Annotated in this window: 26 protein-coding genes, 1 tRNA gene and 1 pseudogene; 13 read left to right on the top strand and 15 right to left on the bottom strand. The window is 44.8% G+C overall.

Annotated elements, in window-relative coordinates:
- Nucleotides 1–71: 71 nt before the first annotated feature.
- Nucleotides 72–150 (top strand) — tRNA-OTHER (locus H3H32_RS27585).
- A 307-nt stretch (nt 151–457) separates the two neighbouring features.
- Nucleotides 458–847 (top strand): VanZ family protein, encoded by a 390-nt coding sequence (locus H3H32_RS27580; protein WP_182458962.1) that lies wholly within the window; start codon nt 458–460, stop codon nt 845–847.
- Nucleotides 848–905: 58 nt separating this feature from the next.
- Here H3H32_RS27580 and H3H32_RS38330 read toward each other — a convergent pair whose 3' ends face one another.
- Both H3H32_RS38330 and H3H32_RS27570 read right to left on the bottom strand, forming a co-directional pair.
- Complete coding sequence (locus tag H3H32_RS38330; RefSeq protein ID WP_182458961.1) at nt 906–1,142, bottom strand: transposase; 237 nt, start codon at nt 1,140–1,142, stop codon at nt 906–908.
- Nucleotides 1,143–1,157: 15 nt separating this feature from the next.
- Nucleotides 1,158–1,577: a hypothetical protein gene (locus H3H32_RS27570; protein ID WP_182458960.1), complete on the bottom strand. Its 420-nt coding sequence runs from the start codon at nt 1,575–1,577 to the stop codon at nt 1,158–1,160.
- A gap of 36 nt (nt 1,578–1,613) precedes the next feature.
- Between H3H32_RS27570 and H3H32_RS27565 the strand changes: the two genes are divergently transcribed.
- On the top strand, nt 1,614–1,775 hold the full coding sequence (locus tag H3H32_RS27565; RefSeq protein WP_182458959.1) for a hypothetical protein: 162 nt from the start codon (nt 1,614–1,616) through the stop codon (nt 1,773–1,775).
- Here the strand turns inward: H3H32_RS27565 and H3H32_RS27560 are convergent.
- On the bottom strand, nt 1,772–1,984 hold the full coding sequence (locus H3H32_RS27560) for a helix-turn-helix domain-containing protein (RefSeq protein WP_182458958.1): 213 nt from the start codon (nt 1,982–1,984) through the stop codon (nt 1,772–1,774). The two genes, H3H32_RS27565 and H3H32_RS27560, sit on opposite strands and share 4 nt — an antisense overlap.
- A gap of 84 nt (nt 1,985–2,068) precedes the next feature.
- Here H3H32_RS27560 and H3H32_RS38325 point away from each other — a divergent pair, with 84 nt between their 5' ends.
- Nucleotides 2,069–2,653, top strand: coding sequence for an acyltransferase family protein (locus H3H32_RS38325; protein ID WP_182458957.1), 585 nt, complete (start codon nt 2,069–2,071; stop codon nt 2,651–2,653).
- 2 nt (nt 2,654–2,655) lie between these two features.
- Here the strand turns inward: H3H32_RS38325 and H3H32_RS27550 are convergent.
- The 3 genes and pseudogenes from H3H32_RS27550 to H3H32_RS27535 all read right to left on the bottom strand — a co-directional run bounded on the left by H3H32_RS27550 (nt 2,656) and on the right by H3H32_RS27535 (nt 5,944).
- Nucleotides 2,656–3,735 (bottom strand): annotated as a pseudogene (locus H3H32_RS27550) (IS701 family transposase).
- A gap of 529 nt (nt 3,736–4,264) precedes the next feature.
- On the bottom strand, nt 4,265–4,972 hold the full coding sequence (locus H3H32_RS27540) for a hypothetical protein (RefSeq protein WP_182458954.1): 708 nt from the start codon (nt 4,970–4,972) through the stop codon (nt 4,265–4,267).
- A 480-nt stretch (nt 4,973–5,452) separates the two neighbouring features.
- A complete protein-coding gene (locus H3H32_RS27535; RefSeq protein WP_182458953.1) occupies nt 5,453–5,944 on the bottom strand; it encodes a low affinity iron permease family protein in 492 nt (163 codons plus the stop codon).
- A 386-nt stretch (nt 5,945–6,330) separates the two neighbouring features.
- On the opposite strand from H3H32_RS27535, the gene H3H32_RS27530 reads away from it, so the two are divergent.
- Both H3H32_RS27530 and H3H32_RS27525 read left to right on the top strand, forming a co-directional pair.
- On the top strand, nt 6,331–9,339 hold the full coding sequence (locus tag H3H32_RS27530; RefSeq protein WP_182464496.1) for a DEAD/DEAH box helicase: 3,009 nt from the start codon (nt 6,331–6,333) through the stop codon (nt 9,337–9,339).
- Nucleotides 9,340–9,434: 95 nt separating this feature from the next.
- Complete coding sequence (locus tag H3H32_RS27525) at nt 9,435–9,611, top strand: hypothetical protein (protein ID WP_182458952.1); 177 nt, start codon at nt 9,435–9,437, stop codon at nt 9,609–9,611.
- A gap of 56 nt (nt 9,612–9,667) precedes the next feature.
- Here the strand turns inward: H3H32_RS27525 and H3H32_RS27520 are convergent, their stop codons facing one another.
- The gene (locus H3H32_RS27520; protein WP_182458951.1) at nt 9,668–10,180 is read right to left on the bottom strand and encodes a phosphoribosyltransferase family protein; all 513 of its coding nucleotides are present in this window, start codon (nt 10,178–10,180) and stop codon (nt 9,668–9,670) included.
- A gap of 134 nt (nt 10,181–10,314) precedes the next feature.
- Here H3H32_RS27520 and H3H32_RS27515 point away from each other — a divergent pair, with 134 nt between their 5' ends.
- The 4 genes from H3H32_RS27515 to H3H32_RS27500 all read left to right on the top strand — a co-directional run bounded on the left by H3H32_RS27515 (nt 10,315) and on the right by H3H32_RS27500 (nt 13,159).
- Nucleotides 10,315–10,719, top strand: a complete 405-nt coding sequence (locus H3H32_RS27515) for a DUF4783 domain-containing protein (RefSeq protein ID WP_182458950.1) — start codon at nt 10,315–10,317, stop codon at nt 10,717–10,719.
- A gap of 127 nt (nt 10,720–10,846) precedes the next feature.
- Nucleotides 10,847–11,431 (top strand): YcxB family protein, encoded by a 585-nt coding sequence (locus H3H32_RS27510; RefSeq protein WP_182458949.1) that lies wholly within the window; start codon nt 10,847–10,849, stop codon nt 11,429–11,431.
- A gap of 197 nt (nt 11,432–11,628) precedes the next feature.
- On the top strand, nt 11,629–12,213 hold the full coding sequence (locus tag H3H32_RS27505; protein ID WP_182458948.1) for a Uma2 family endonuclease: 585 nt from the start codon (nt 11,629–11,631) through the stop codon (nt 12,211–12,213).
- Nucleotides 12,214–12,229: 16 nt separating this feature from the next.
- Nucleotides 12,230–13,159: a carbon-nitrogen hydrolase family protein gene (locus tag H3H32_RS27500; RefSeq protein ID WP_182458947.1), complete on the top strand. Its 930-nt coding sequence runs from the start codon at nt 12,230–12,232 to the stop codon at nt 13,157–13,159.
- Nucleotides 13,160–13,248: 89 nt separating this feature from the next.
- Here the strand turns inward: H3H32_RS27500 and H3H32_RS27495 are convergent, their stop codons facing one another.
- Nucleotides 13,249–13,656, bottom strand: a complete 408-nt coding sequence (locus tag H3H32_RS27495; protein WP_182458946.1) for a Dabb family protein — start codon at nt 13,654–13,656, stop codon at nt 13,249–13,251.
- Between the two features lie 165 nt (nt 13,657–13,821).
- Nucleotides 13,822–15,042, bottom strand: a complete 1,221-nt coding sequence (locus H3H32_RS27490) for an NADP-dependent isocitrate dehydrogenase (RefSeq protein ID WP_182458945.1) — start codon at nt 15,040–15,042, stop codon at nt 13,822–13,824.
- Between the two features lie 280 nt (nt 15,043–15,322).
- Between H3H32_RS27490 and H3H32_RS27485 the strand changes: the two genes are divergently transcribed.
- A complete protein-coding gene (locus tag H3H32_RS27485; protein ID WP_182458944.1) occupies nt 15,323–17,017 on the top strand; it encodes a peptidase dimerization domain-containing protein in 1,695 nt (564 codons plus the stop codon).
- Nucleotides 17,018–17,069: 52 nt separating this feature from the next.
- Nucleotides 17,070–18,785: an amidohydrolase gene (locus H3H32_RS27480; protein ID WP_182464495.1), complete on the top strand. Its 1,716-nt coding sequence runs from the start codon at nt 17,070–17,072 to the stop codon at nt 18,783–18,785.
- A gap of 67 nt (nt 18,786–18,852) precedes the next feature.
- Here H3H32_RS27480 and rdgB read toward each other — a convergent pair whose 3' ends face one another.
- From rdgB to H3H32_RS27465, 3 genes are all read right to left on the bottom strand, one after another.
- A complete protein-coding gene (gene rdgB / locus H3H32_RS27475) occupies nt 18,853–19,434 on the bottom strand; it encodes an RdgB/HAM1 family non-canonical purine NTP pyrophosphatase (RefSeq protein WP_182464494.1) in 582 nt (193 codons plus the stop codon).
- A gap of 68 nt (nt 19,435–19,502) precedes the next feature.
- Nucleotides 19,503–20,417 (bottom strand): FKBP-type peptidyl-prolyl cis-trans isomerase, encoded by a 915-nt coding sequence (locus H3H32_RS27470; RefSeq protein WP_182458943.1) that lies wholly within the window; start codon nt 20,415–20,417, stop codon nt 19,503–19,505.
- Between the two features lie 109 nt (nt 20,418–20,526).
- Nucleotides 20,527–21,543 (bottom strand): DHH family phosphoesterase, encoded by a 1,017-nt coding sequence (locus H3H32_RS27465; protein ID WP_182458942.1) that lies wholly within the window; start codon nt 21,541–21,543, stop codon nt 20,527–20,529.
- A 247-nt stretch (nt 21,544–21,790) separates the two neighbouring features.
- Here H3H32_RS27465 and H3H32_RS27460 point away from each other — a divergent pair, with 247 nt between their 5' ends.
- Nucleotides 21,791–22,210, top strand: coding sequence for a nucleoside-diphosphate kinase (locus H3H32_RS27460; RefSeq protein ID WP_182458941.1), 420 nt, complete (start codon nt 21,791–21,793; stop codon nt 22,208–22,210).
- Between the two features lie 117 nt (nt 22,211–22,327).
- Here H3H32_RS27460 and nth read toward each other — a convergent pair whose 3' ends face one another.
- From nth to H3H32_RS27445, 3 genes are all read right to left on the bottom strand, one after another.
- The gene (gene nth, locus H3H32_RS27455; protein WP_182458940.1) at nt 22,328–22,987 is read right to left on the bottom strand and encodes an endonuclease III; all 660 of its coding nucleotides are present in this window, start codon (nt 22,985–22,987) and stop codon (nt 22,328–22,330) included.
- Nucleotides 22,988–23,106: 119 nt separating this feature from the next.
- A complete protein-coding gene (locus H3H32_RS27450; protein ID WP_182458939.1) occupies nt 23,107–23,358 on the bottom strand; it encodes a hypothetical protein in 252 nt (83 codons plus the stop codon).
- Nucleotides 23,333–23,932 carry an RNA polymerase sigma factor gene (locus H3H32_RS27445; protein ID WP_018617705.1) on the bottom strand — a complete coding sequence of 200 codons (600 nt, stop codon included), beginning with the start codon at nt 23,930–23,932 and terminating at the stop codon, nt 23,333–23,335. Before H3H32_RS27445 ends, H3H32_RS27450 begins: the two co-directional genes overlap by 26 nt.
- Nucleotides 23,933–24,384: the final 452 nt, after the last annotated feature.

Below are 24,384 nucleotides of genomic sequence, written 5' to 3'. Positions count from 1 at the left end.
TTTTACTTGGTTTCAAGTAATTGTATAAAATCGTAATCAATTGATCTTCAGTAATTATTAATACAAATAAAACCATATGAAACCAATTGGCACAGGACTTAAAATCCTGTGGGCCTCAAGCCCGTGCGGGTTCGACTCCCGCTCCTGGTACTTGGTAAGCCTCTAATTAGCTGTTTGGCTCGTTAGAGGCTTTTGGTTTTTAGTTTATCTTTATCCAGTAAGTTTCGGCAGTTCCGTTTTACTCCATTCTGGGACAGCAGCCCATACCTCCCTATCGTCAGAAGAGTGCCCCGAAATCCAAACGATTGAGTTGGCATACAATTCCTAACACACCTCAGATACTCGCTGAATTTTGTGTTTTTATCTTTCTTCGCTTTGATAGACTACTTTTTAGCGTCATGTTTGCCTTTTGGTTAATATAGATGTTATTAGTTAAGTATATTGTTATCTATATAGTATGCGAATTGTATATTTACTTATACTAGTAGGTGTTTTTTTAGTATTCTATTTAAGCTGGGAGCCTCATAAAGACTTAAAGTTTGTCTGGTTTATTCCCAACTGGTTAGCTAATTGGACTGACTCGCACGAAAATGAGGACCTCCGAACAGCTGTTCCCTTTGTAGTTTTAGGCCTGTTGACTGGTTTTTTACTAGGTCACTCCCGACCTGTTTACTGGTGGGCGTTAGGATGGGTAGCGTTGGTTGGGGTTGTGATTATGGCCGAAGCAGGACAACTGTTAATAGCTACTCGTTATTTTAGTTGGGCGGATATTGGCTGGGGCGCTTTGGGTGCTTTTGCTGGCTTAATAATGGCTGCTGCCTTTTGGTCAATAAAGACTTCTCGCTAGATTTTAAATGAAGGATGGGTAAAAATTATTTCCCGCGTTATCAAACCTAATATAGACTTTATTGTAACTTACTAGAATCAAAAACAGGACGATACCAGGAAAGTTGATCTTGATATGTCTCCCACCAACTAATTGTAAACGATAGTTGATCTTTGACTTGAGCAAAGCCTGCTTGAAACAAGCGGCTTAATTCAGTCAGTTCTTTGACGAACTGCGTTTGGTTGAGCCACCGCTTTACCGATTTCCAAACCTGCTCAATCGGGTTCAGGTCTGGACTATAGGCCGGCAGTGACACAAAGAAGATGCGACGCTACAACTCCCAGGTTTCCAGGCATTTGTGACTACGGACATTGTCCCAAAACACGACTAAAGCCCGGCAATCGGTTTGTTGAGCTTTCACCCCGAGCAATGCTTGCTGGATGGCTTCCATTTTGCCATCAGCTAAATCGACTAGATGGCTCACCCCGTTAATACCATAAAAACCAAAGAAACTTTGACTGCCCCGATCCGTATTGACCACACGGCTTAAGTGAGGTTCAAACGCCCAAAAGCGAGCATTGTTGCTATGCAATTGAGCGGCTACTTCATCCGCAAAACCCCATTTAACTTGCTGTAAGTCATAGCCCATTGCTTGTAAGGCATCGAATGTCGCCTGAATGCGGGCACGTAGTTGTTCTTCGGCAGCGTCCGCTCGGCGATAATCGCAGGGCCGGGGCTTATCATAATACATACCTTGTTGGTGGCGTAGTAGACTACACCAATAGCTGTGACTGTAACGCACGCCGGTAAACTGCTCAAATACATCCGCCAGTTGGTCACTAGTCCAATGCTGAACCGATTGGTGTTGCAAATAGTCCCGCCAGACTTCCCACCCGTTGGCATCCACTTGTGGAGCGGGGCCACCGCCTTTCCCACGGCGGCTGGCTAAGGCTTTTTTTTAGCGGTTCGTTGGGACAGATTCCACTCAGCCAGCCATTTATAAAGCGTCGATTTGGGCAGCCCGGTTTGAGTCGCAACTACGTCAAGATTGCCCTGTTGCTGATGAATCATTCGTAGCCCTAATGCTTTCAAGTCAGGACTGTAACTGGGTGTTTCGGCTAAAACCTCATCTAACAGATCAGCATCATCCACACGCATTTGTCAAGAAATTTAAGTTGTACTAAATCAAGATAGCAATTTTAGATTGTTATCACAAAGTCTATAAATAGAATTATTAATTCTATGGAAAGTGCTCTCCACACCCTATCGTCAAAACCTAAACGAGATTCGCGAAATTCATCCATTGATTTAATAAGAATAATAGCCGCTTTTGGTGTGATATTTATCCATGTCCACACGGATAGTAACACGGCAGAAAATGTTTCGTTTTTTTTCTTGAAATTATGCGTGCCATTCTTTTTTGCCACGTCATTAGTTTACTTTGTACAAAGCCTTGATGTTGCTATAAGTGTCAAGGTCATTATTGGTAAAATTTGGAAGAGAATCGGTATACCATTTTTAGCCTGGACGGTTATCTATTTAGGGCTCAGAACGGCGAAATATCTAATTACAGGGAGTAGCACTAAATTTACAATAAACTTACTAGTTCGGGCATTTTTGTATGGAGAGAGTAGCGAACAAATGTATTATTTGCCCGAGTTAATAATTATGCAATTTAGTATACTAGGTATTTTTTTGCTCGTTACCAGAATTAAGCGCTCAATTGGCTTGTGCCTATTAATTTTTTCAATTGTCTATCTGTACTGGGGCTATATTCATAATTATTATGGAGTTATTTCTTTATCACATTTTTTAGTTTATAAGTGATGTTACGCCAAAGCTAGTGTTTGGTTTAAGTTAAGTTGGTTTTTCAAGGCTGTTAGCTCAATGAAGGCCGCTTGCATGGCTTTTAGATAGAGTCGGCCTTTGAGAGCAAAATGATTCGTGGACTGTGCTAGGCGTAAGCGTTCCAATTTGACGTAGGCGCAAATGCTCGCAAACAGGTGATTAGTCTGAGTACGATGAGTACGAGCCGGCGATTTTTCTAGCGATGCGTTCTGTTTGAGCGATTTATGGTACTCCTCGATACCCCATCGTTTTTGATAGGTTGTCAGCAGTTGTTGGTAGGGCATCGTCACATCGGTACTTAACAGCAAGAGTTCACCGACTGACCCATCCTTGTTAGGGAGAATGTCGCCACAAATCGCTACCGGCTCTTGTACCGAGCGAATGAAGGCCGTCAGAACGGTGCCAGGTTGTAAGTTAAGCGGGCTGATTTTGACAAACTTACCATTAGCACGGTCGTGTTTGGAGAGAGCTACTTCCAGATTGGATTTGACGGCTCCCAAGTAGTGATGCTTTAGGCCCAAAACCAAATTGATATTGTCAGCGTTGGTGTACCAAGAATCGGCCAGCACATAGCGAAATGGAACCGCATTCTGATGGGCTTGGCGCACCATATCCTGGAACATCTGGTGTTTGGTTCGCTCCGAGCGCCAGATAATTTTACGAGTCTTTAAGTCGCACTGCTGGACTTTGATAACTGGCTCAAAACTCAGTGGGCACTGTCCTTTGGTGGTTTGATACAGTACACTGACAAAATTGATGCCCCGCACCTATTGGCCACTGGAATGGTCATAGTGGGTGGTTATCAGGCCGTTTTCGTCGCTATGCGGCTTATGAGCAATGCTGTCATCGGTTAATAGGACTCCGTCAGACTCTTGAATTTGTCGAATTAGTGGTTTGACATATTGCCACAACGTTCGGTTATTGCCCTGAAGTCGATTGAGCAGATCAGTCACTGCATCATGGCCTACCGCCCCATCGGTCAACCGAGATAGACCCGTTGCTGTGGTTTGGCCAAAACTACTGAGTAAGTAGTCGGTATAGAGATCGAGGGTTGTCTGCATACTCAAAATTAAACTAGCTACTCAATAGGTGGCGTAACATCAGTTTATATAATAGCCGCTTTCTATTTAAACCCAACTCCTAAGGCATCCATAAAGAAATGGATGGGGATTATAATAGGGATTATCTTCATTAGTATAGCAACCTCTACAATAACCCACCTTGAATTGCCTGTATTTACAAACGTTATAAGTGATTTGCCAATTGGTGGCTTGGGACTGCTACTTATTGGAATCAATACGTCAGCAATTCAATTGCCCGCATGGATAAAAACGCTTAGCATAACAACCTATGGCATATACCTAAGCCATGTTGTGTTTTTAGAGTTTATGGAGTCTTTTTTTGATAAATTTAATATAAAAATAATTTACGACTTTCCTTCGAAAGTTGTACTAAGTTTTTTAGTATTTATTGTCTGTGTATCTTTTGTTTTGATAGTAAAAAGAGTAACTATCTTAAGCCTTATTTTGTTAGGGGAAAATAAGGCTTAAGATAGTTACTCTTTAATTGCCACAAGTTATAAATCGACTATCAGGCCAGCCGTAGCCAATCCTTATTCTCATCCGTTTTAGTTTGCTTGTAGGTTGTTATAAGCGTTTGCACCTGAGCAAAATTTTTGATATAAACTTCCTCGTAAACTAGCAGCTTAAGTCGCTTGCTAGGGTCCATCCAATCTAATTGATCTTCGCTTAAATTGATCCTCAAATTAGATTGTCCGTTAGGTTGATCGGCAGCCAAAACATCCGGATGGTTTTTGAGCGTCTGAATCCGGGTTTTAACCTGAGTCGCTGCTGGAATAGGTAAGTGATACCAGAATTGGGATGAGGGAGCCTGTGTGTCGAGTTGCTTTATTTTTGCTTCAGTCGGGAAACTCTCATCGATCTGTAACAACAGCAAATCGGTTTCAAACTGGAAGCGCACCAGCGTTGAATAAATAGACTGTCTGGCCAGATGAGCTAACACCAGCGTTGGGTCTTGTTCGGTGCCTCTTTCGATACTACGGAAAACCTGCCAGCGCTGTTTACCTCTGACTTTACAGATTTGATCGATAGGTATCCACATATCGTTACTTAAGGACTCCAGGCCTCGTTCGTAGGCCCGGCGTTTTAGGTAATAGTCTCGAGCACGTTGGTAAGGGTCTTTAATTGTATAGTCAGGGTAAGGAGATTGTCGAGATAGAAATGAATCAGGATGAATGAATCGTTCGGGAATAGCGCCGTATTTTCTGTATTTTTTCATTGGTGGTGGGTGTTATTAAAAGAGGTATTTAGCTAGGCAGCCGCTCTTTGCCATCCTCAGGAATAGGTGAAGGATGAAGCAGAAGAGAGGCCGTTAAAAGCGACCATATATTATTCTGATGTACTCGTAGGTAGGGATGGACAGATTACAACCCTATGCGTGCTTTAGTAATCTGTCGCTAATACCTGGTAATTGGTAGGATGGCAAAACATACGATGAATTACGGAGAAGATGTAATTCTTGTTTGCCGGGATAGCCGTAAATGGCCGAGCATCAATGAGATGCCTTTTATTGATAGTAGAGTTCATTGCAAGTTCAGTTCGGTAGATAGTTTACTAATTTATATGTTATTGAAATACGTGTTAATAATATTTTGGATAATGAGTCTTTGTAGAGTCATTATTTTAAGCGCAATATATTGATTTTCAGTAATATATACCAACGAATAACTATAGATAAGAGATACTTTTTCGGTTACGCTCATAAGGTATGACCAGTTCCTAGATCTTCTTCTAATTTCTCGGCCGAATCCTTAATGGCTTCTTCTACTGAATGGGATTGGCGTAGGTCGGAGGCCTGTTTAGTAATTTCGGCCATTGTTTGATAGTGCTTTTGGAGAACCTGAAGTTCTTCTTCGGTCAGATTCTCGACTGATACCAGCCGATTACTTGCCCCTTTGGTGGCGGCTATCAGTTCGTTAAGCTTCAACTGGACAGACATCGAATCTTTATTTTGCGCTTTTTGAATCAAAAAGACCATCAGAAACGTAACGATTGTAGTTCCCGTGTTGATCACCAATTGCCATGTCTCTGAATAGTGAAAAATAGGACCTGTTATAGCCCAGATAATAACGGTAAGGAAGGCTATAATAAAAGCGGCTGAGCTGCCGGTTGCTTTCGTGACCGCTGATGCGAATCGTTCAAAAATACCTTTTGAGGTAGAGGATGCTGAGTCTGTTTGATGCGTTTCCATATAGCTGTGCTTACTGTGAACAGGTAGAACCAATGGCAAGAGATAAAGTTGGTTAACACGCTCAGTTTAATAAGTCATTAATCTTTCGTACCAACAGTAATATGTTCTGGGATTAACCTGGTTTCAGCCGGATAATAACTTTCGAAGCTTACTGAGAACGGTTTATCATTTTTGCTGAATTCCTTCTTGTACATTTTACTTTGATTCGTATATTTGAAACCGTTGATAAATGCGAATAGCATATAAACTGTTCATAATGAATGCTTTTGTATTGCTTTTGCCTGGTTTGTTAACGTATTCATCCACCCTTTTTCTAATCGATTGTTCACCTTTTTCTGTCGTTCGGCCCCTCTTTAACCGGATTGGTCATGAAGGACACGTGCTCCATGAAAGTTTCGCCTTTGCAACCGTTTCAAATCGTGTATTCATTGCTGGATCACGAGTTTCTGGGCTACCTGATCGAAGCTTTCGTTGTACAACGGAATAGCAAAGGCGAGTTGACGCTTCAAAATCAGACGCTATCGACCCAAAACGTTGGCGAATTCGCCAAAGGCCTGGATGAACAGGATTTTGAACTGGTTAAGCTCATCGATAGTATCCAGCAGGACACCATTGTCAAAAAGTTTAATACTCGTAAACTGCCTGCCGTTGATTTTTTTCTAAAAATCTACGATTCGCAAAAGGGTGATAAACTGATTCAGGAGGCCATTGGCGCGTATCTGGAAAATATAAAGGCCCAGATAATGGGCCTGCTTCCTGGCAAGCCTTTTTATATTATGGGCAACGATGGTAACCCCGCCTGGCAAGCCATCAACTGGATGCCCGAACCGGCAAGGGTCCATTTTCACTTTGTACGCAACAGTGACTCGACCCATTATTTTCCCATCATTCGTTATCCTATTGGGCCACGTCAGACTGGGGCTGGAGAGGGGAATAATACCAGCGAGACAGAACGGGTCGAGTTTCAGTTTAAAGATGCATTGATGATTTGCGATGAGCCAGCCTATATGATGGTTGGTAATCGACTCTACCATTTTAGTAAAAATGTAGATGGCAAAAAGCTGAGGCCGTTCTTTAATAAAAACCATATTATTATTCCCCGAAATCTTGAACAGCAGTATTACGAACGCTTTGTTGCGCAGTTAATTGCTTCCTACGACGTATATCCAAAAGGGTTCGAAATTAGGTCCGAAGCGATGGTTGCTGTGCCCGTTCTGACCGTCTCGGAAGTAGTGCAAGCAAACCGGCCTGTGCCCGCAACACTGTTTCCGACAGATACGAACGAAGTGGACACGCTTACGCCCGAAGATGAACACAGTCAGCGAATCATGTTTGACCTGGCATTTCAATACGGCGATTTTACATTCCGTTTCGACAATTTTGGCCCGTCGGCGAATGTGAGTTTAGAGAAGAAAAACGACGACTATATTTTTCACAAAATTCGCCGGGATCAGCGCCTGGAGCGACAAAAACTAGCTTTCCTGCGCGATACGGGACTGGATCTTCGTCATGGGCGATTGGCTCTTCCCAAATTAGAGGCTTTTACGTGGTTATCGAATTATGGTCGGCAACTAGAGGAGTCGGGCTTTTTACTCCGGCAAGACGCGCAAAATACAAAACGGTATTTTCTGGGCTATTCGAGTATCGATGTCTCGATTCAGGAAAGCCGCGACTGGTTTGATATCTATGCCAATGTACGATTTGGTGAGTTCGAAATCCCATTTCTGAAACTGCGGAAACTGATTTTGAATAAAAAGCGTGAGTTCACGCTTCCCAACGGCGAAGTAGCCGTTATCCCCGATGCCTGGTTCACAAAGTATTCTGAACTGTTCGGGTTTCTGGAACATATTGATGATGGCGATGAGCGCTTAGTGCTACAAAAGCATCATCTCGCTTTGGTACAGGAACTGGAGAACGATAATCTGGCAACAACCGTAATCAGTCGAAAACTTGAGCGGCTGCGCGATTTTGAAGAGATTGAACACTTCCCACTACCGAAGCAATTTAACGGCACACTGCGGCCATATCAGCAGGCGGGCTATGATTGGATGAACTTCCTGCGTCAATATCGTTTCGGCGGCTGTTTGGCTGATGATATGGGTTTGGGAAAAACAGTCATGACACTGGCCATGCTGCAGGGGCAAAAGGAAACGGGTATTCTAGAGCCTAGCCTGTTGGTTATGCCTACGTCCTTGCTGTATAACTGGGAACTCGAAGCGCGTAAGTTTACCCCCGATCTGCGCATTATGGTGTATACGGGCACGTATCGGGATAAGAACACAGCACAGTTTGACGATTACGATTTGATTTTAACGTCGTATGGTATTGTCAGAATCGATATTGATCTGTTGAGTAATTACCGGTTCAACTATGTTATTCTGGATGAATCGCAGGCGATTAAAAACCCATCGTCGCACATAACAAAAGCTGTTAGACAACTCAATACGGCGTATCGACTTATCCTGACCGGAACTCCGCTCGAAAACAGCACCCTGGATCTTTGGTCGCAGATGTCGTTTATCAATCCTGGTCTGCTGGGCAGTCAATCGTTTTTTCGGAATGAATTCCAGATCCCTATTGAGAAACGCCACGACGATGCGAAGACAGGAAGACTATACAGCCTGATCAAGCCGTTTATGCTTCGTCGGAACAAAGCACAGGTCGCCACCGACTTGCCTGAAAAAGTAGAAAGCGTACTTTATTGCGAGATGACGCCTGATCAGGAAACGCAGTATGAAGAAGCGAAATCCTACTATCGGAACCTGATTCTTGAACATATTGAGGAAGAGGGTATGGCCAAATCGCAGATGATCGTGTTGCAGGGCCTGACCAAACTTCGGCAGATTGCCAACCACCCGCGCATGGTCGATGCCGATTACGAAGGCGACTCGGGTAAGTTAGACGATGTGCTCATGCGGCTGGAAAGTGCCATGACCGAAAATCATAAGGTGTTGGTGTTCAGTCAATTTATTAAACATCTCAATGTAGTTCAGCACTATCTGAAAGAGAAAAATATCAAATACGCCTATCTGGATGGTTCGACCACTGACCGACAGGGCCAGGTTGAACTGTTTCAGAAAGATGATTCGGTGAAGCTGTTTCTGATTTCCTTAAAAGCAGGCGGTTTGGGGCATAATCTGACCGCGGCCGATTACGTGTTCATTCTTGACCCCTGGTGGAATCCGGCTATTGAAGCCCAGGCCGTTGACAGAGCCCACCGAATTGGCCAGCAAAAAACGGTGTTTACGTACAAATTTATTGCCAAGAACACCGTCGAAGAAAAAATCCTGTCGTTGCAGCGGGCTAAACAACAACTCGCCGGAAGTCTGATTTCTACGGAAGAAACCTTCATGAAATCGCTGACCCGAGAAGATATTATGGTGCTGCTGGAATAGGCGTAAAAACAAAATCCGAAATTATGCGGGACACTATTGGTTGATGTTAGTTATCTGTCTGATAATCTATCATTCGCGATTAATTAACTCAACGTATGAACGTCAAAAGCATATTCGGCATCATTCTAACACTGATCGGCCTGGGTGGTCTGATTTACGGTGGTATGGATTTTACAAAAGGAGGAGTGGCACAAGCTTCGTTTGTTTACCTTATTCTAGGCGGAGTTTTCTTCTTTGCTGGTATCAGCCTGATTCGCGGTACAAAAGCATAAAAATAATCGATAGTCATAGCCGTCAGTTAATGACATTGGCGGCTATGACTATTGACTTATCGTAAATACACCCCCGCCCGTTCTTCGTCGCTTAACACAACATCAACGTGTTCGCTTAGGGTTGTGCTTAATTCATAGCCTTTATAGTCGGCAGCCACTGGATAGCGGGGGTGGTTGCGATCAATTAAAACGGCCACTTGTAGTTTCCGGATGGGAACGGTCAGAAAAGGTTGTAGACTGAAGGCCAGTGTCCGGCCCGTATAGAGTACATCGTCAATAACGATGACCGTTTTGTCGGTAAGATCCGTGGCGGAGGGGTCGTAACTAACGGCAGGTTGGGCCAGCCGCGATTTGTCTAAACGGAGCTTAATTAACTCGACAGAAAAAGGCGCTATTGTTTGCAATTCACGTGCCAATGCTTCGGCAAGTATGTATCCTTCCCCCGAAATACCTGCCAATAAGAGGGCGGTTTCTTCAAAGTTATTCTCGTAAATCTGAAAGGCTATCCGTCTGATTTTCTGATGGATCTGCTCTCTATTGAGGATAAGCGTGGGCTGGGCGGTATTCATGCACAAATCTGAAAAGCGAATTAGAGTTGCAAAGATGGTAAAAAAGATGCTAGTCCGCGAAATAACTAGTGGAGTTGGTTAGTTGGCACAATTTTAGCCATTAGTCGTACCAAATAGTCTCTTTTTAACCAGTCATGCACACGATTATTAGTTTTATTTTTGGTCTTTTTGTCTGGATACTTCCAGGCAAATCGCCTACAGAGGCCGATATTACACAGACCGTGGGTGTATCGTTACGTAATGGGGATGCCAGCCAGTTATCCGCTCGTTTTGCCAAAACGATTGAGTTGGTTATTGACACCGAAAAAGTTGAATTTCCGGCGGTTCAGGCAACGCATGCCGAATTAATTTTACGTTCGTTCTTTCGAAAATATCCTCCGCACAAATTCCGGTTTGTATACCGGGGTTCATCCGACCGATTACGCTACAGTACCGGAAACTACGAAACAGGCGACCAGACATTTTCGGTTTACGTTCTCATGCGCCAAACCTCCGATCATGGCTATGCCATTAATGCCCTGCACTTTAGAAAAGAATGAGCTTGGTATGTATGATATATGATGTAGGATATATGGAGCTTTGCCATATATCCTACATCATATATCCGAAACCATACATCATACATCGTAAATCCCCCGTATCTTTGCGCTTTCATGTAGAGGTACTATGATTGTTAAGACTAAAAAGTACGCATTAGACCAAAAAACGTACATCAATATCGCCCTACGCCAATGGGTGAAAGAGAACTGGAAATGGGGATTTATACCCCTGGCGCTGATTCTGCTGAATGTTGTTCTGAGCCTGACGAAAGTCTACCCTAATTATTGGATTTACATCGTGGTTGTTTTGCTGACGATTTTGTACGTCCTGTTCTGGGCTGTTCAGATTACGGGTATTGCTCAGATGGAGCAAAGCAAGGCGCTATTTCAGAAGTATGTTTATGAAATTGACAGCCGCCAGATCCTGATGCGGATCAATGCCAAAGAAGGCGGCATTTTAAAATGGAGTCAGATTGAAAGCGTTGTAAAAGACAAAGAAGCGTATATTCTTTTTCTAGATAATGCCGAAGCGATGGCTAATGTAAAGGCGAACTGGCTGGCTAAAACGGTTACAAAAGGTTTATCGAAAGCGCAGTTTCTATATCTGCCATTTAACATATTTACCAGCGAGAATGATCTGCGGTTTACAGACGCCCTGCTGAAGCGGAAAGGATTGCTACCTGGTAGTGTTCCTGCTGAAACAGTAAAGTAAGCTTATTTAGTAAAAACGTAGAGCCACAAAAGCACAGAATAAGCCGTTGAAACGGTTTACTTTGTGCTTTTGTGGCTTTTCTTATCGCATTCACTGAACAGATGTACCGTTAGGGTCGGAATATGGTATTTAGGGTATAAAGGCCTGTCTCCCCATTCTCCCCTTTTTTGTATCTTTGATAAAAACGCCTATCACCCATGCAGTCTATCACGCTGACCATACCGCCGAATCTGAATGTGTTTTCGGACGACGAACTGTACGCGTTCTGTTTGGCTAACCCCGAACTCCGTATCGAACGAGACGAAACGGGACACATTATTATTATGCCGCCCACCGGACTAGAAAGTAGTTTTACAAACGGCGAACTTTTTGGCGAAGTTCGCAACTGGAACCGCCAAACAAAGGCAGGCCGCACCTCTGAATCAAATGGTGGTTACACCCTTCCTGATAAATCCATGCGAGCACCTGATGTGGGTTGGGTGAGTAAAGAGAGGCTTATGGGTGTTTTGCCGGAAGAGCTTAAGAAATTCGCTCACGTCTGCCCAGACTTTGTTATTGAGGTTAGATCGGAGTCTGACAATTTGAGCGAATTACAGGCGAAGATGCAAAAGTGGCTTCAGAACGGTGTTCGGTTGGGCTGGCTAGTTGATCCGCAAGTAAAAACAACAACGATTTATCGCCCTGGCCAGGACCCATTAATAAAACCCTTTACTGAAACACTTTCCGGTGAAGATGTATTGATTGGCTTTACAATGAATGTTGCGGAGGTGTTAACCTATTAGGAAAACACAGGAACGAATGACTTTAAAAAATATACGGGTGGGTGTGGTGCAGGCTACGCCAGCTCTCTTTGAATTAGATAAGAGTGTTGATCTGGTGATCAACTGGATTGAAAAAGCGGCTCAGGAAGGTTGCCAATTGGTCTTATTTCCGGAATCGTTTATTCCTTGTTATCCGCGTGGACTAACATTCGATGCCATCGTTGGCCGACGAACAGATAAAGGCCGTAATATGTGGCTGGATTACTGGGCCAATAGTTTAGAAGTAGAGTCAGCACAAACGATTCGAATACAGGAAGCTATAAAAAAGGCAAACTTGTTTGTCGCGCTGGGAGTAACCGAAAAAGAACCCGTTGGGGGAACACTCCATTGCGCGATACTTTACTTTGGAAAGGATGGCCGTTTCCTGGGAAAACATCGGAAACTGAAGCCCACTGGTCTGGAGCGCTATATTTGGGGTGAAAGCGATGGTAGCACCTTGATTAGTTTTGATACCGAAGTTGGGAAAATAGGCGGACTTATCTGTTGGGAGAACTACATGCCCCTGGCCCGCACGGCCCTTTATCAACAGGGAATCGAAATCTACTTAGCACCTACGGCCGATGCCCGCGATTCCTGGCAATCGACCATGCAGCACATTGCGCTAGAGGGACGCTGTTTTGTATTGGCCAGCAACCAGTTCGTCAAAAAAACGGATTATCCTGATCGCTACCAGGCCGATTTAGTTGATGAGCCGGACATTATGAGTGCGGGTGGAAGTGTCATTATCTCGCCTATGGGCGAAATCCTGGCCGGTCCCCTCTGGAATCAGGAAGGCTTGCTCATTGCTGATCTTGATTTTTCGGTACTGGCAAAGAGTAAACTAGATTTCGATTGTGTAGGGCATTACTCGCGTAATGACGTGTTCAACTTAACTGTTACCAACCAACCTCCTATACAGAAAATTTGACGCAAAAACGGTAGGTAGGACGTATGCCATATCTCCAAGATATGGCATACGTCCTACCTACCGTTTTTGCTTACAGCCTGGGTTTATTCTTATTTTGCCTGGTTCGTGAAATCGACAACCGTCAACTCATCAATCCAGGGGCCAACAATGCCACCAAATGCTTTATGAGCAGGGTGAGGCAAATAATCGTCCCGATCTTTTACTGAATCGAAGGTTAAGATAAAGGCGTGTGTCAGCCCATGTGCATGGGTTTCAGGGCTGTTGTTTGTTCCCCACTGAAACCCTTTAATCTGGCTAATTTTCGAAGGTAAGGCTTCGAAGGCAGCCACAATCTCTTTCACTTTGGCAGCCGTTGTTTCTGGCTTAAACTTAAATAGCACAATGTGTTGAACCGAATTTGTTTTCATTGTTTTTACAGGCGGATCGCTGTTAAGTGTGTGCGCGTAGGTCGTAACCGATAATAGAATCAACGCTACGAGGGTAAGAATATGTTTCATAAGAACGGGGTTTGGATGCAAAGAAAATAAAAGTGCCACCCTACTATATGAGTGGCACTTTGTCTGAACCAGGATTTTTATGATTGAACTAATTAAGCTGATTTTGATTGTAACATGGTCGATTTACAAAATCATAGAAATCAGTTTAATCAGCTAAATCCCGGTTTAGGATAATTTAGCTTTCAGATTTTCATCCAGCGCTTCGAGGAAATCTTCGGTGTTGAGGTAATGCTCACCTGCTACCAGTTTCGTACCAGCAGGGTAGGCCGAAAGGGCTAGATCTTTCGTCATTTTGCCACTTTCAACGGTTTCAACGCAAACCGCTTCGAGTGCATTGGCGAAATTGATCAATTCCTCGTTACCGTCCAGTTTGCCACGGAAAGCCAGACCACGGGTCCAGGCGTAGATCGAAGCAATTGGGTTGGTAGACGTTTTGTTGCCTTTTTGGTATTCACGGTAGTGACGTGTAACCGTACCGTGAGCTGCTTCAGCTTCCATCGTTTCGCCATCAGGCGTAACCAGTACCGATGTCATCAGACCCAATGATCCAAAGCCTTGAGCTACGGTATCCGACTGAACGTCGCCATCATAGTTTTTACAAGCCCACACAAAATTACCTTCCCATTTCAGGGCAGAAGCAACCATGTCATCGATCAGGCGGTGTTCGTAATGAACGCCTTTTGCCTTGAATTCGGCGTCGTAGATTTCCTGGAAAATATCTTTGAAACGGCCGTCGTATTTTTTCAGGATCGTGTTTTTGGTAGAGAGGTACAACGGCCAGCCTTTTTGCAGAGCCATGTTAAAACAAGCCTGAGCAAAGCCACGAATCGACTCATCAAGGTTGTACATACCCATCGCTACACCAGCACCTGGGAATTTGAAAACGTCGTATTCTAGTACAGTTCCGTCTTCGCCTTCAAACTTCATCGTCAGTTTACCTTTGCCTGGTACCAGGAAATCGGTAGCGCGGTACTGGTCGCCAAACGCGTGCCGACCAACGATGATTGGGTATTTCCAGTTGGTAACCAGACGTGGTACGTTGCTCATCACGATTGGTTCGCGAAATACAGTACCGTCCAGAATATTGCGGATCGTGCCGTTTGGCGACTTCCACATCTGCTTCAGATTGAATTCTTTAACCCGGTCTTCATCAGGTGTGATAGTAGCACATTTGATACCCACACCGAATTCTTTAATGGCATTGGCCGCATCAATCGTTACCTGGTCGTTGGTTTCATCGCGGTACTCGATACCTAGATCGTAGTACTTAATGTCAACGTCAACGTAGGGCAGAATCAGCTTATCTTTAATGAATTTCCAAATGATACGGGTCATTTCGTCGCCATCCAGTTCGACAACCGGATTTGCTACCTTAATTTTTTCCATTTGACTTGGTTATAAACGATTGAAAACGATACATAAATCTGACAGGGCGGCCTGTGCGGTGCAAAAGTAGTGAATTAGGGGTTAGCTTGGTAGTATCAATTTGACCGCGGTAACGTGTTGAGAAACGCGAAAACAGATGTACTGAGCCTATCCCAATCTGGGATTATATAAATAGATGAATATAGCGTAGAGTATCAAATTTATATTGCTATTAAAGGTATGTTTTCATTATTTTTAAGGGATTTTATTTGATAATGCAACATAAAATTTGGCAATACTTATGAAAAACTGTACGAATCTTTTATTTGTAGTGCTATTGATGCCTGTGCTCTTGTTTGGGCAAAGCAAAAAGGCGACAAAGTCTGTTGCATCAACCGACCGAATTGAACGATTAAAAGCCGAAGCTGTCGCATCTGTGGAGGCTAGTAAAGTTCAGGCTCAGCAAATCAATGATATGCTCTTCAGCTTTTCGGAACTCGGTTTTCAGGAAGAAGAGACGTTCAAGTATTTAACGACAATTCTCGAAAAAGAAGGCTTTACCATTCAGAAAGGGGTAGCGGGTATTCCTACAGCCTGGATCGCTACCTGGGGGTCAGGTAAGCCATTAATCGCCGTCGGTTCGGATATCGACTGTATTCCAAAAGCTAGCCAGAAACCCGGTGTGGCGTACAAAGACCCGATTGTGGAAGGGGCTCCTGGGCACGGCGAAGGCCACAACTCAGGGCAGGCGTTGAATATCGTAGCCGTTCTGGCCGTAAAAAAGCTGATGGAGCGGGAGAAAATTCCCGGTACACTTATGCTCTGGCCGGGGGTTGCCGAAGAACAACTCGCTACGAAAGCGTTTTATGTTCGAGACGGCTATTTCAAGAATGTGGATGCCTGCATCTTTACCCACGTTGCCAGCAACCTTGGAGTTGCCTGGGGTGATAATGGAACGACCGGCATGATTTCAGCCAAATTCAATTTTGAGGGTCAAGCGGCTCATGCTGCGGGTGCTCCCTGGCGGGGACGTAGTGCGCTGGATGCCGTCGAATTAATGAATATCGGCTGGAATTATCGGCGTGAACACCTTGAACTAACCCAGCGCTCCCATTATGTTATTTCGGATGGGGGCGATCAACCGAACGTCGTGCCTTCCAAGGCAGCCGTTTGGTACTACTTCCGCGAACGTACCTATCCCAAGATAAAGGCGTTGTTCGAAACGGGAATGAAAATGGCCGAAGGAGCTGCTTTGATGACCGATACGAAGTTTACTTACGAAATTCTGGGGTCAGCCTGGCCCGTACATACCAACCGACCCATTGCAGCGGCTGCTTATGAGAACATCAAGAAAGTGGGCTTACCAACTTGGTCAGAAGAAGATCAGTTACTGGCAAAGGCCACTCAGCGGGAACTGCAATCTCCCAACCTAAAGGGACTTGACATGAAAATCGATTCTGTTGGTTTACCTGTGTCTTCGGCCCCTGTGGTTATGATGGGTGGTCAGGCCATGACGCCGTTATCGGGCGGGTCGGACGACATTGCCGATATTTCGTGGTCGGTGCCAACGATCGTTTTAGGATACCCTAGCAATATTCCAGGCTTGCCCGGTCACCATTGGAGCGATGCTATTTCGATGGCTACGCCTATTGCTCACAAAGGTATTGTAGCGGGTGCTAAAGCTGAGGCCATGACGTTGCTCGACATGCTACTAAAACCTGAAATTATTAAAGATGCCTGGGCTTACTACAACGATGAGCAAACTAAAGGCATCAAATACGAACCACTCATTAGTGCTAAGGAACAGCCTGCGGTTTATCTCAACAAGAAGATCATGACCGAGTTCAAGCCTAAACTGGAGAAGTTTTACTATGACCCCAGCAAGTATAAAACCTATCTGGAGCAATTAGGTATCAAGTATCCAACTCTACGCGACGATCAGCGGGAAGCCATTGCGAAAGCGGCTGAAAAAGAGAAGGGAATGAAAGGAAAATAAAAGCTTAACCAATAACTAACTCAATCACTTCAAAACAATGGTCATTCTTGACATGAAAAAGTACAAACTGCTTTTGAGTCTGTTTTTGCTCACGCCCGCACTTTTATTCGGACAGGCAAAAAAAACGGCTAAATCTAATGACAGCAAACTGGACAAACTGAAGGCCGAAGCCGTGGCTTCAGTAGAGGCTAATAAAGTGCTGGCTCAGCAAATCAACGATAAGCTATTCAGCTTTGCCGAGCTTGGCTTCCAGGAAGAAGAGTCGTTTAAATACCTGACAGAACTGCTGGAAAAAGAAGGTTTTACGGTAAAAAAAGGCATTTCGGGTATTCCCTCGGCCTGGATTGCTACTTGGGGATCGGGTAAACCGTTGATCGCTGTTGGTTCCGATATTGACTGTATTCCTAAGGCAAGCCAGAAACCCGGTGTGGCGTATAAAGATCCAATCGTAGAAGGAGCTCCTGGCCATGGTGAAGGCCACAACTCCGGTCAGGCGTTGAATATCGTAGCCGTTCTGGCGGTTAAAAAGCTGATGGAGCGGGAAAAAATTCCTGGTACGCTCATGCTTTGGCCGGGGGTTGCCGAAGAATTAGTCGGTACGAAAGCGTTCTACGTTCGAGATGGCTATTTCAAGGACGTTGACGCTTGTATCTTCACTCACGTGGGCAACAATCTGGGCGTTTCCTGGGGCGATAATGGCAACAACGGTCTGGTATCGGTACGATTTAATTTTGAGGGTCAAGCGGCTCACGCAGCAGGTGCCCCCTGGCGCGGACGAAGCGCCCTGGATGCGGTTGAATTGATGAACATCGGCTGGAACTTCCGTCGCGAACACCTTGAACTGACCCAGCGTTCCCATTACGTTATTTCGGACGGGGGCGATCAGCCCAATGTGGTTCCTTCTAAAGCCGCTGTCTGGTATTATTTCCGCGAGCGGACTTATCCGAAAATCAAGAAACTCTTTGAAACTGGAATGAAGATCGCCGAGGGGGCCGCTATGATGACCGATACGAAGTTTACCTACGAGATTCTGGGATCGGCCTGGCCAGTGCACACCAACAAAGTGATGGCAGCAGCTGCCTATGACAACATCAAGAAGGTAGGTTTGCCAACCTGGTCAGAAGAGGATCAGTTGTTGGCTAGAGCTTCGCAAATTGAGCTACAAGCGCCTAAGACCGAAGGGCTAGCTACGAAATTAGATTCGATGGGAATGCCAACTTCATCGGCTCCGGTAGTGATGATGGGTGGTCAGGCTATGACGCCAATGGGCGGTGGTTCGGATGATATTGCCGACATCTCGTGGTCGTTGCCTACCATCGTGCTGCGTTACCCCAGCAACATTCCTGGGCTGCCCGGACACCATTGGGCCAATGCTATTTCGATGGCCACGCCTATCGCTCACAAGGGCGTAGTCTACGGCGCCAAAGCCGAAGCGATGACCTTGCTGGATCTTTTACTAAAGCCTGAGTTGATCAAAGATGCGTGGGCTTACTACAAAGACGAGCAAACCAAAGACATCAAATATGAGCCACTGATTTCGCCTAAAGAGCAACCTGCTATTTATTTGAACAAGAAGATCATGGCGGAGTTCAAGCCGAAGCTGGAGAAGTTTTACTACGATCCGAGCAAGTACAAAAGCTACCTGGAGCAGTTAGGCATTACCTACCCGACCGTGCGTGACGATCAACGGGAAGCTGTTAAAAAGGTACTTGAAAAGGAAAAAGAAAAATCGGCGGCTGCCAAGGTGGGCTCGTCGCGGTCAGAATAGTTTTCTATAAAACAAGCAGTGCGGGCAGGTTCACAAACCTGCCCGCACTGCTTGTTTTATAGAAAACCTAAAATGTTGCCTGCTTTTCCAGATAAGCTATCATCTTCGCTAGTGCTCGGGAACGATGGCTCATGCCATTTTTTTCTTCGATACTCATTTCGGCAAATGTCCGATCATGGCCATCCGGTAGAAAAACCGGATCGTAGCCAAAGCCGCCCGTACCACGTGGTTCGGTCAGAATCTGCCCTTCAATAACCCCATTGAATTGGTGTTCAACACCATGTAGAATAAGCGTGAAAACCGTAACGAATTGTGCTTTTCGATTGCTGGCTCCGTTTAGTTTACCCAGCAATTTTTCAATGTTTTTCTGTGCATTCCGGCTGCCTGAATAGTAAGCCGAATCGACACCCGGTTCGCCGTTAAGGGCTTCTACTTCCAGACCCGAATCATCGGCGAAGCACGAAATGCCAAAATGCGTCCAGACATAATCTGCTTTCTGGCGAGAATTGCCCGGAATTGTGCCCGTGGTTTCGGGTAATTCATCCTCGCAGCCAATATCGCGCAGGGTTTTGAGGGTGAACGAGTTGCCGAGCTGGCCAGCTACTTCGTCAAGTTTGTGTTGATTGTTGGTGGCAAAACAGAGTTCCATCATAAACAAAAAAAGTCGTTTACAGCAATAACTGCAAACGACTTTATAAAAACTTAGCTACGATTCGATTACCGACTTGGTTGTTGTGGCATGCCTGGTTGAGCTGCCTGACCTTTCTGAATATCGATCAACTCAATATCGAACAGCAATACCGAGTTAGCTGGAATTGCCTGGTTGCCGCGTGGGCCATAGGCTAGTGTCGATGGAATGATCAGCGTTGCTTTTTCACCTTTGTGGAGTTTGCTAACACCTTCTTCCCAACCTGGAATTACCATGCCAACGCCTAATTGGAATTGAGCTGGTTTGCCACCCGCCTGTGGGTTCGTGCGCGAGCTATCGAAAACTTTACCATCCAGGAGTTTACCTGTATAATGCACCTGTACAACTTCGCCTTTTTGTGGCGTTGGGCCGCTACCGGGCTGCGTAACTACATAGTATACACCCGATTCAGTTTTCTGCGCTTTACCCGTTAAGCCATTCTTGGCGATATAGTTTTCGATTACTTTGGCATCGATGCCTTTTTGTTTCTCGAAATCAGCCGCCTGAGTTTTCTTATATTCTTCCTCTGTCTGAATATTCACAACTTTCACGGCAATACCGATGTCGGTACCTTTCTGAACACCTGGAGGCAGTGGTTGCATAGCTCGTGTAAACAGCGAATCGGCACTTACGTAGAACGTAGCGCTATCCCCTTTGCTCAGCATTGTCAAACCTTCTTCGTAAGAACCTTTGAAAGGTGGCACTTGCAATAACATCTGGAACGGAGCACCTTCTTTGTGGGTGTCGCGCAGAACCGAGTCTTTGTTGTTCATCAACGTAAGGTGCAGCGTCAAAATATCACCGACTTTCCCTTTACGTGTTCCTTCCGATTGTTCGTGAATTGTGTACTTCAGGCCGTTTTCCGTCACCTGTTGGCGGTTTTTACCGCAGGCTGCTACCACAGCAACAAGTAGGGCGGCTTTCCCGAAATTTTTAAGAGACATGAGAGATTACTTGGTTTATACTTATAATGTGTTTACGGTTTATCGTTTACGGTACTAGCACTCGGACTCATCGGCTTACTACCGTAAACTATAAACCGAATACCGTATTTTAAACGGTTTCCAGCAACTGTTGCTGATATAAGGGTACTATTGATAAAAGCTTTTTTTCTGTTTCGGCCAGCGATAATTTAGAACGCCCTCCAGACGCATTTCTGTGACCTCCTCCCTCAAAATGAGTGCTAGCCAAATCACGTACCGAAAAATTGCCAATCGATCGAAACGACATGCGAATTTCTTCGTTCCGATCAATCAGGATGGCTGCCATAACAACACCTTCAACGGCCAGCGCATAATTCACTAAACCTTCGGTGTCGCCGGTTTTAGAGCGATAACGCTTCAACTCGGCATCAGTTAGGGTAATATAAGCGAATTTGTATTCGGGCAGTACTTTTAACTTTTCGTTAAGTACGTAGCCCAGCAAGCGGAACTTGTCGAGCGTTACATTATCGAATATTCGCCGGTGAATGCTGCTCACGTCAATATGGAGGTCTAGTAACTGAGCCGCCATACGGTGCACATTTCCTGTTGTATTCGAGTGGCGGAAAGAACCGGTGTCGGTCATTAAACCTGCGTACAGACATTCCGCAATCGGAATATCAATCAGGTCTTTTTCGCCTAACTCTACAATGAGTCGAAAGATCAATTCGGTAGTCGATGCGGCACTTGGGTCCCAAAGAGCCATATCGGCGAACGATTCGGGTTCTAGGTGATGATCGATCAGTACTTTGCGGGCACGCGACTGTCGTACCATAGGAGCCAGCTCGCGGATACGGTCGAGACTCGAAAAATCGAGGCAAAAAATAACATCGGCCTCTTCCATCATCTGACTGACCGATACGCGCACTTTTTCCTCAAACGCAATTACATCGTCATTGCCTGACATCCAATGGAGGTTTAGCGGATAGTCAGTCGGAGTCACAACGGTAACTCGATGGCCTTTTTTGCGAAGGTAGCCCGCCAGCCCCAGCGATGACCCCATCGCATCGGCATCGGGATTCTGGTGAGTGGTAATCAGCACGGTTTTCGGTTGACTGATAAGCGTGCCAATTTCTTCAATATCTTGCATACATAAACAGCCGGAGCCGTAATCGAAACCCAAAAGTACGAATAATACTAATTGGGATGGACGGAAAAAGTTTTGGCGTAGAGATGCACCCAGAAAACACAGAGATTCAAGAAGGTTTTAGTATTATTTCTCTACGAATAGCTGTGTTTTCTGGGTGCATCACAGCGTCAAAATACTGAATTTAATAGCATTTCATGGGAAAGTCTGTACATTAGTGCCGTATAAAATTGGGACAAAAAGAACTAGAATGGCAACTAACAGAACATTCACGATGATTAAGCCCGACGCTGTAGAAGCCGGGCATACAGGTGCAATTATTAAGATGATTGAAGAAGCGGGTTTCCGAATTGTAGCCATTCGGAAAACACAACTGACCGGTGAACGGGCTGGACAATTCTACGCCGTTCACAGCGAACGTCCGTTCTATAGTTCCCTTTGTACCTATATGTCGTCGGGCGCTATTGTTCCGATGATTCTTGAAAAAGAGAATGCCGTTGCTGATTTTCGTAAACTAATCGGGGCTACCAATCCAGCTCAGGCTGAAGAAGGTACCATCCGGAAATTATACGCCAAATCACTCGAAGCCAACGCAATTCACGGCTCCGATTCAGACGAAAATGCTGAGATCGAAAGTAATTTCTTCTTTGCAGGTACAGATCAGTATTAAGTCTGAACCGCACGGGCGGCCCCGCAGGATTTTTATGATTTAGCTGATTGACTGTGATTTTTTATGATTTAGCTTTCAAAGAAAGCCGGAGGCTAAAATCATAGTCAATCAGTTAAATCAAATAAATCCCGGTTTTAACTTCTCATAATATTTACAAAACTCCTTCAGCTTACACTCATCGCATTTAGGCGCTCGAGCCAGACATACGTAGCGACCATGCAGAATAAGCCAGTGATGGGCTTTCGGAACGTATTGTTTGGGAATATGCGCCATCAGCGCCTTTTCGACAGCTAAGGGCGTAGTGGCTGTGAGTGGTGCTAGTCCAATTCGGTGTGATACACGAAATACATGGGTGTCGACTGCCATCGTCGGCTCATTATACACCACCGACAAAATCACATGGGCTGTCTTACGGCCCACTCCTGGCAATGTCTGTAATTCCTCAACGGTTGCCGGAATTTCTCCCCCGAATTTCTCTAAAAGTGTCCTTGCCATGCCAACCAGGTGTTTCGCCTTATTATTAGGATATGAAACACTACGAATGTAGGTGAACACCTCATCGGCCGAGGCAGCAGCTAATGATTCTGGTTCTGGAAACCGGGCAAAGAGCGCTGGCGAAATCTGATTGATTCGCTTATCGGTACACTGCGCTGATAAAATTACGGCGACCAGCAACTCATAAGGATTATTGAAATTCAGTTCCGTTTGGGGTTCGGGATAATGTTCGGTGAAGTACTCAATGAATCGCCGGAACCGTTCTTTTTTTTTGCATAGCATAGAGTAGCGCGACTGGAAAGTCGCGTAGTGGGTAGCTCATTTGTAAATTTATTACAAAATAACTTTCCACTACGCGGGTTTCCACTCGCGCTACAGGAATAGCAATATCCACCTGTTCGTTACGAATGTCGTTGACGAGCAGGTGGGTTTGCTGGATGATTTTGGGAATAATTCAGAATAGTCTGAACCGTATTTTTTCGTGGCTGACGCTCTATTTTATTCATCAAAGCTCTGAGTTCCAGGGCTTCGAGGAAGAACGTCATCAGATCTGGCTCTGACATGAGGGCATCTTCTATGAGGAGACTTTCCTCTGGCGAGGTCTCTTCATAGACATACCGGATTACATCATCTTGGGTAAATGTTTTTATCATAACTCGGCGAACGTTTGCTCAGTTGTTTGCGCAGATTTATCAGCGCATAACGCATACGTCCCAAAGCCGTGTTTATACTGACGCCGGTAGCATCGGCAATCTCTTGGAAACTCATTTCCTCATAGTGCCGCATAATAAGTACCTGACGCTGCTGTTCCGGCAATCGCTGAATCAACTCACGTAGGTGCTCGTGTGTTTCCTGCCGAATCTGGAGCGATTCAACGGAATCCTCCGCAAACTCAAGCGTATTAAACACACTGCTTCCGTCCTCAAACACCACACTGGGGTAGCGTTTATCCTTTCGGAAATAGTCAATGGCCAAGTTGTGAGCAATTCGAATAATCCAGGGTAGAAATTTTCCCTCCTCGTTGTATCTACCCGACTTAAGCGTGTCCACGGCCTTAATAAACGTGTCCTGCATTAAATCTTCCGCTACATATTGATCTTTTACAATCAGATAAATAGTGGTGTAAATCTTCGACTTGTGCCGTTGCACTAATTTAGCAAAGGCTTTTTCATTACCACGGATGTACAGGGAAATCAACTCACTGTCGTTTACCTGGGCTTTTTCCATTTTCAGTAAGACAATTAGGTAACGTAGAGTTGTGTGCCGATAGTGTATGTGAGGTTATGTTTTTACTAATCTTTATCCGATCCAGCCTTGAAGATACTAAATTATTCTGTTTAAATCCAAATATACAGTACAAAAAATCTGCCAAATGGTAGTTTTTTCCTTTAAAACTTCTATTTAGAACAAGAAATAATACTGTAATCTAAATAACAGGCTAAAAATAGCTTATTCTTGGAAATAATTGTATTTACGTTTGATTACACAATATAGATTCAATTGCTAAGCAATTCGTTTAACAGGAGATTAACTTTTTTTAATAACTGGCTGCAAAGGTAGCTTTAGCTATCACAGATGCAATTCTCTGTCCTGCTTTTATTCAACTTATCTAGGTACACGTTATCGCTAGACTAGCTATAAAAAATAAGCCCTCCTGTTGTCAATGCCTTGATTTACTG

The sequence above is a fragment of the Spirosoma foliorum genome, assembly GCF_014117325.1.
Taxonomy (GTDB): Bacteria; Bacteroidota; Bacteroidia; order Cytophagales; family Spirosomataceae; genus Spirosoma; species Spirosoma foliorum.
This window is presented reverse-complemented; position numbering and strand designations above follow the sequence as displayed.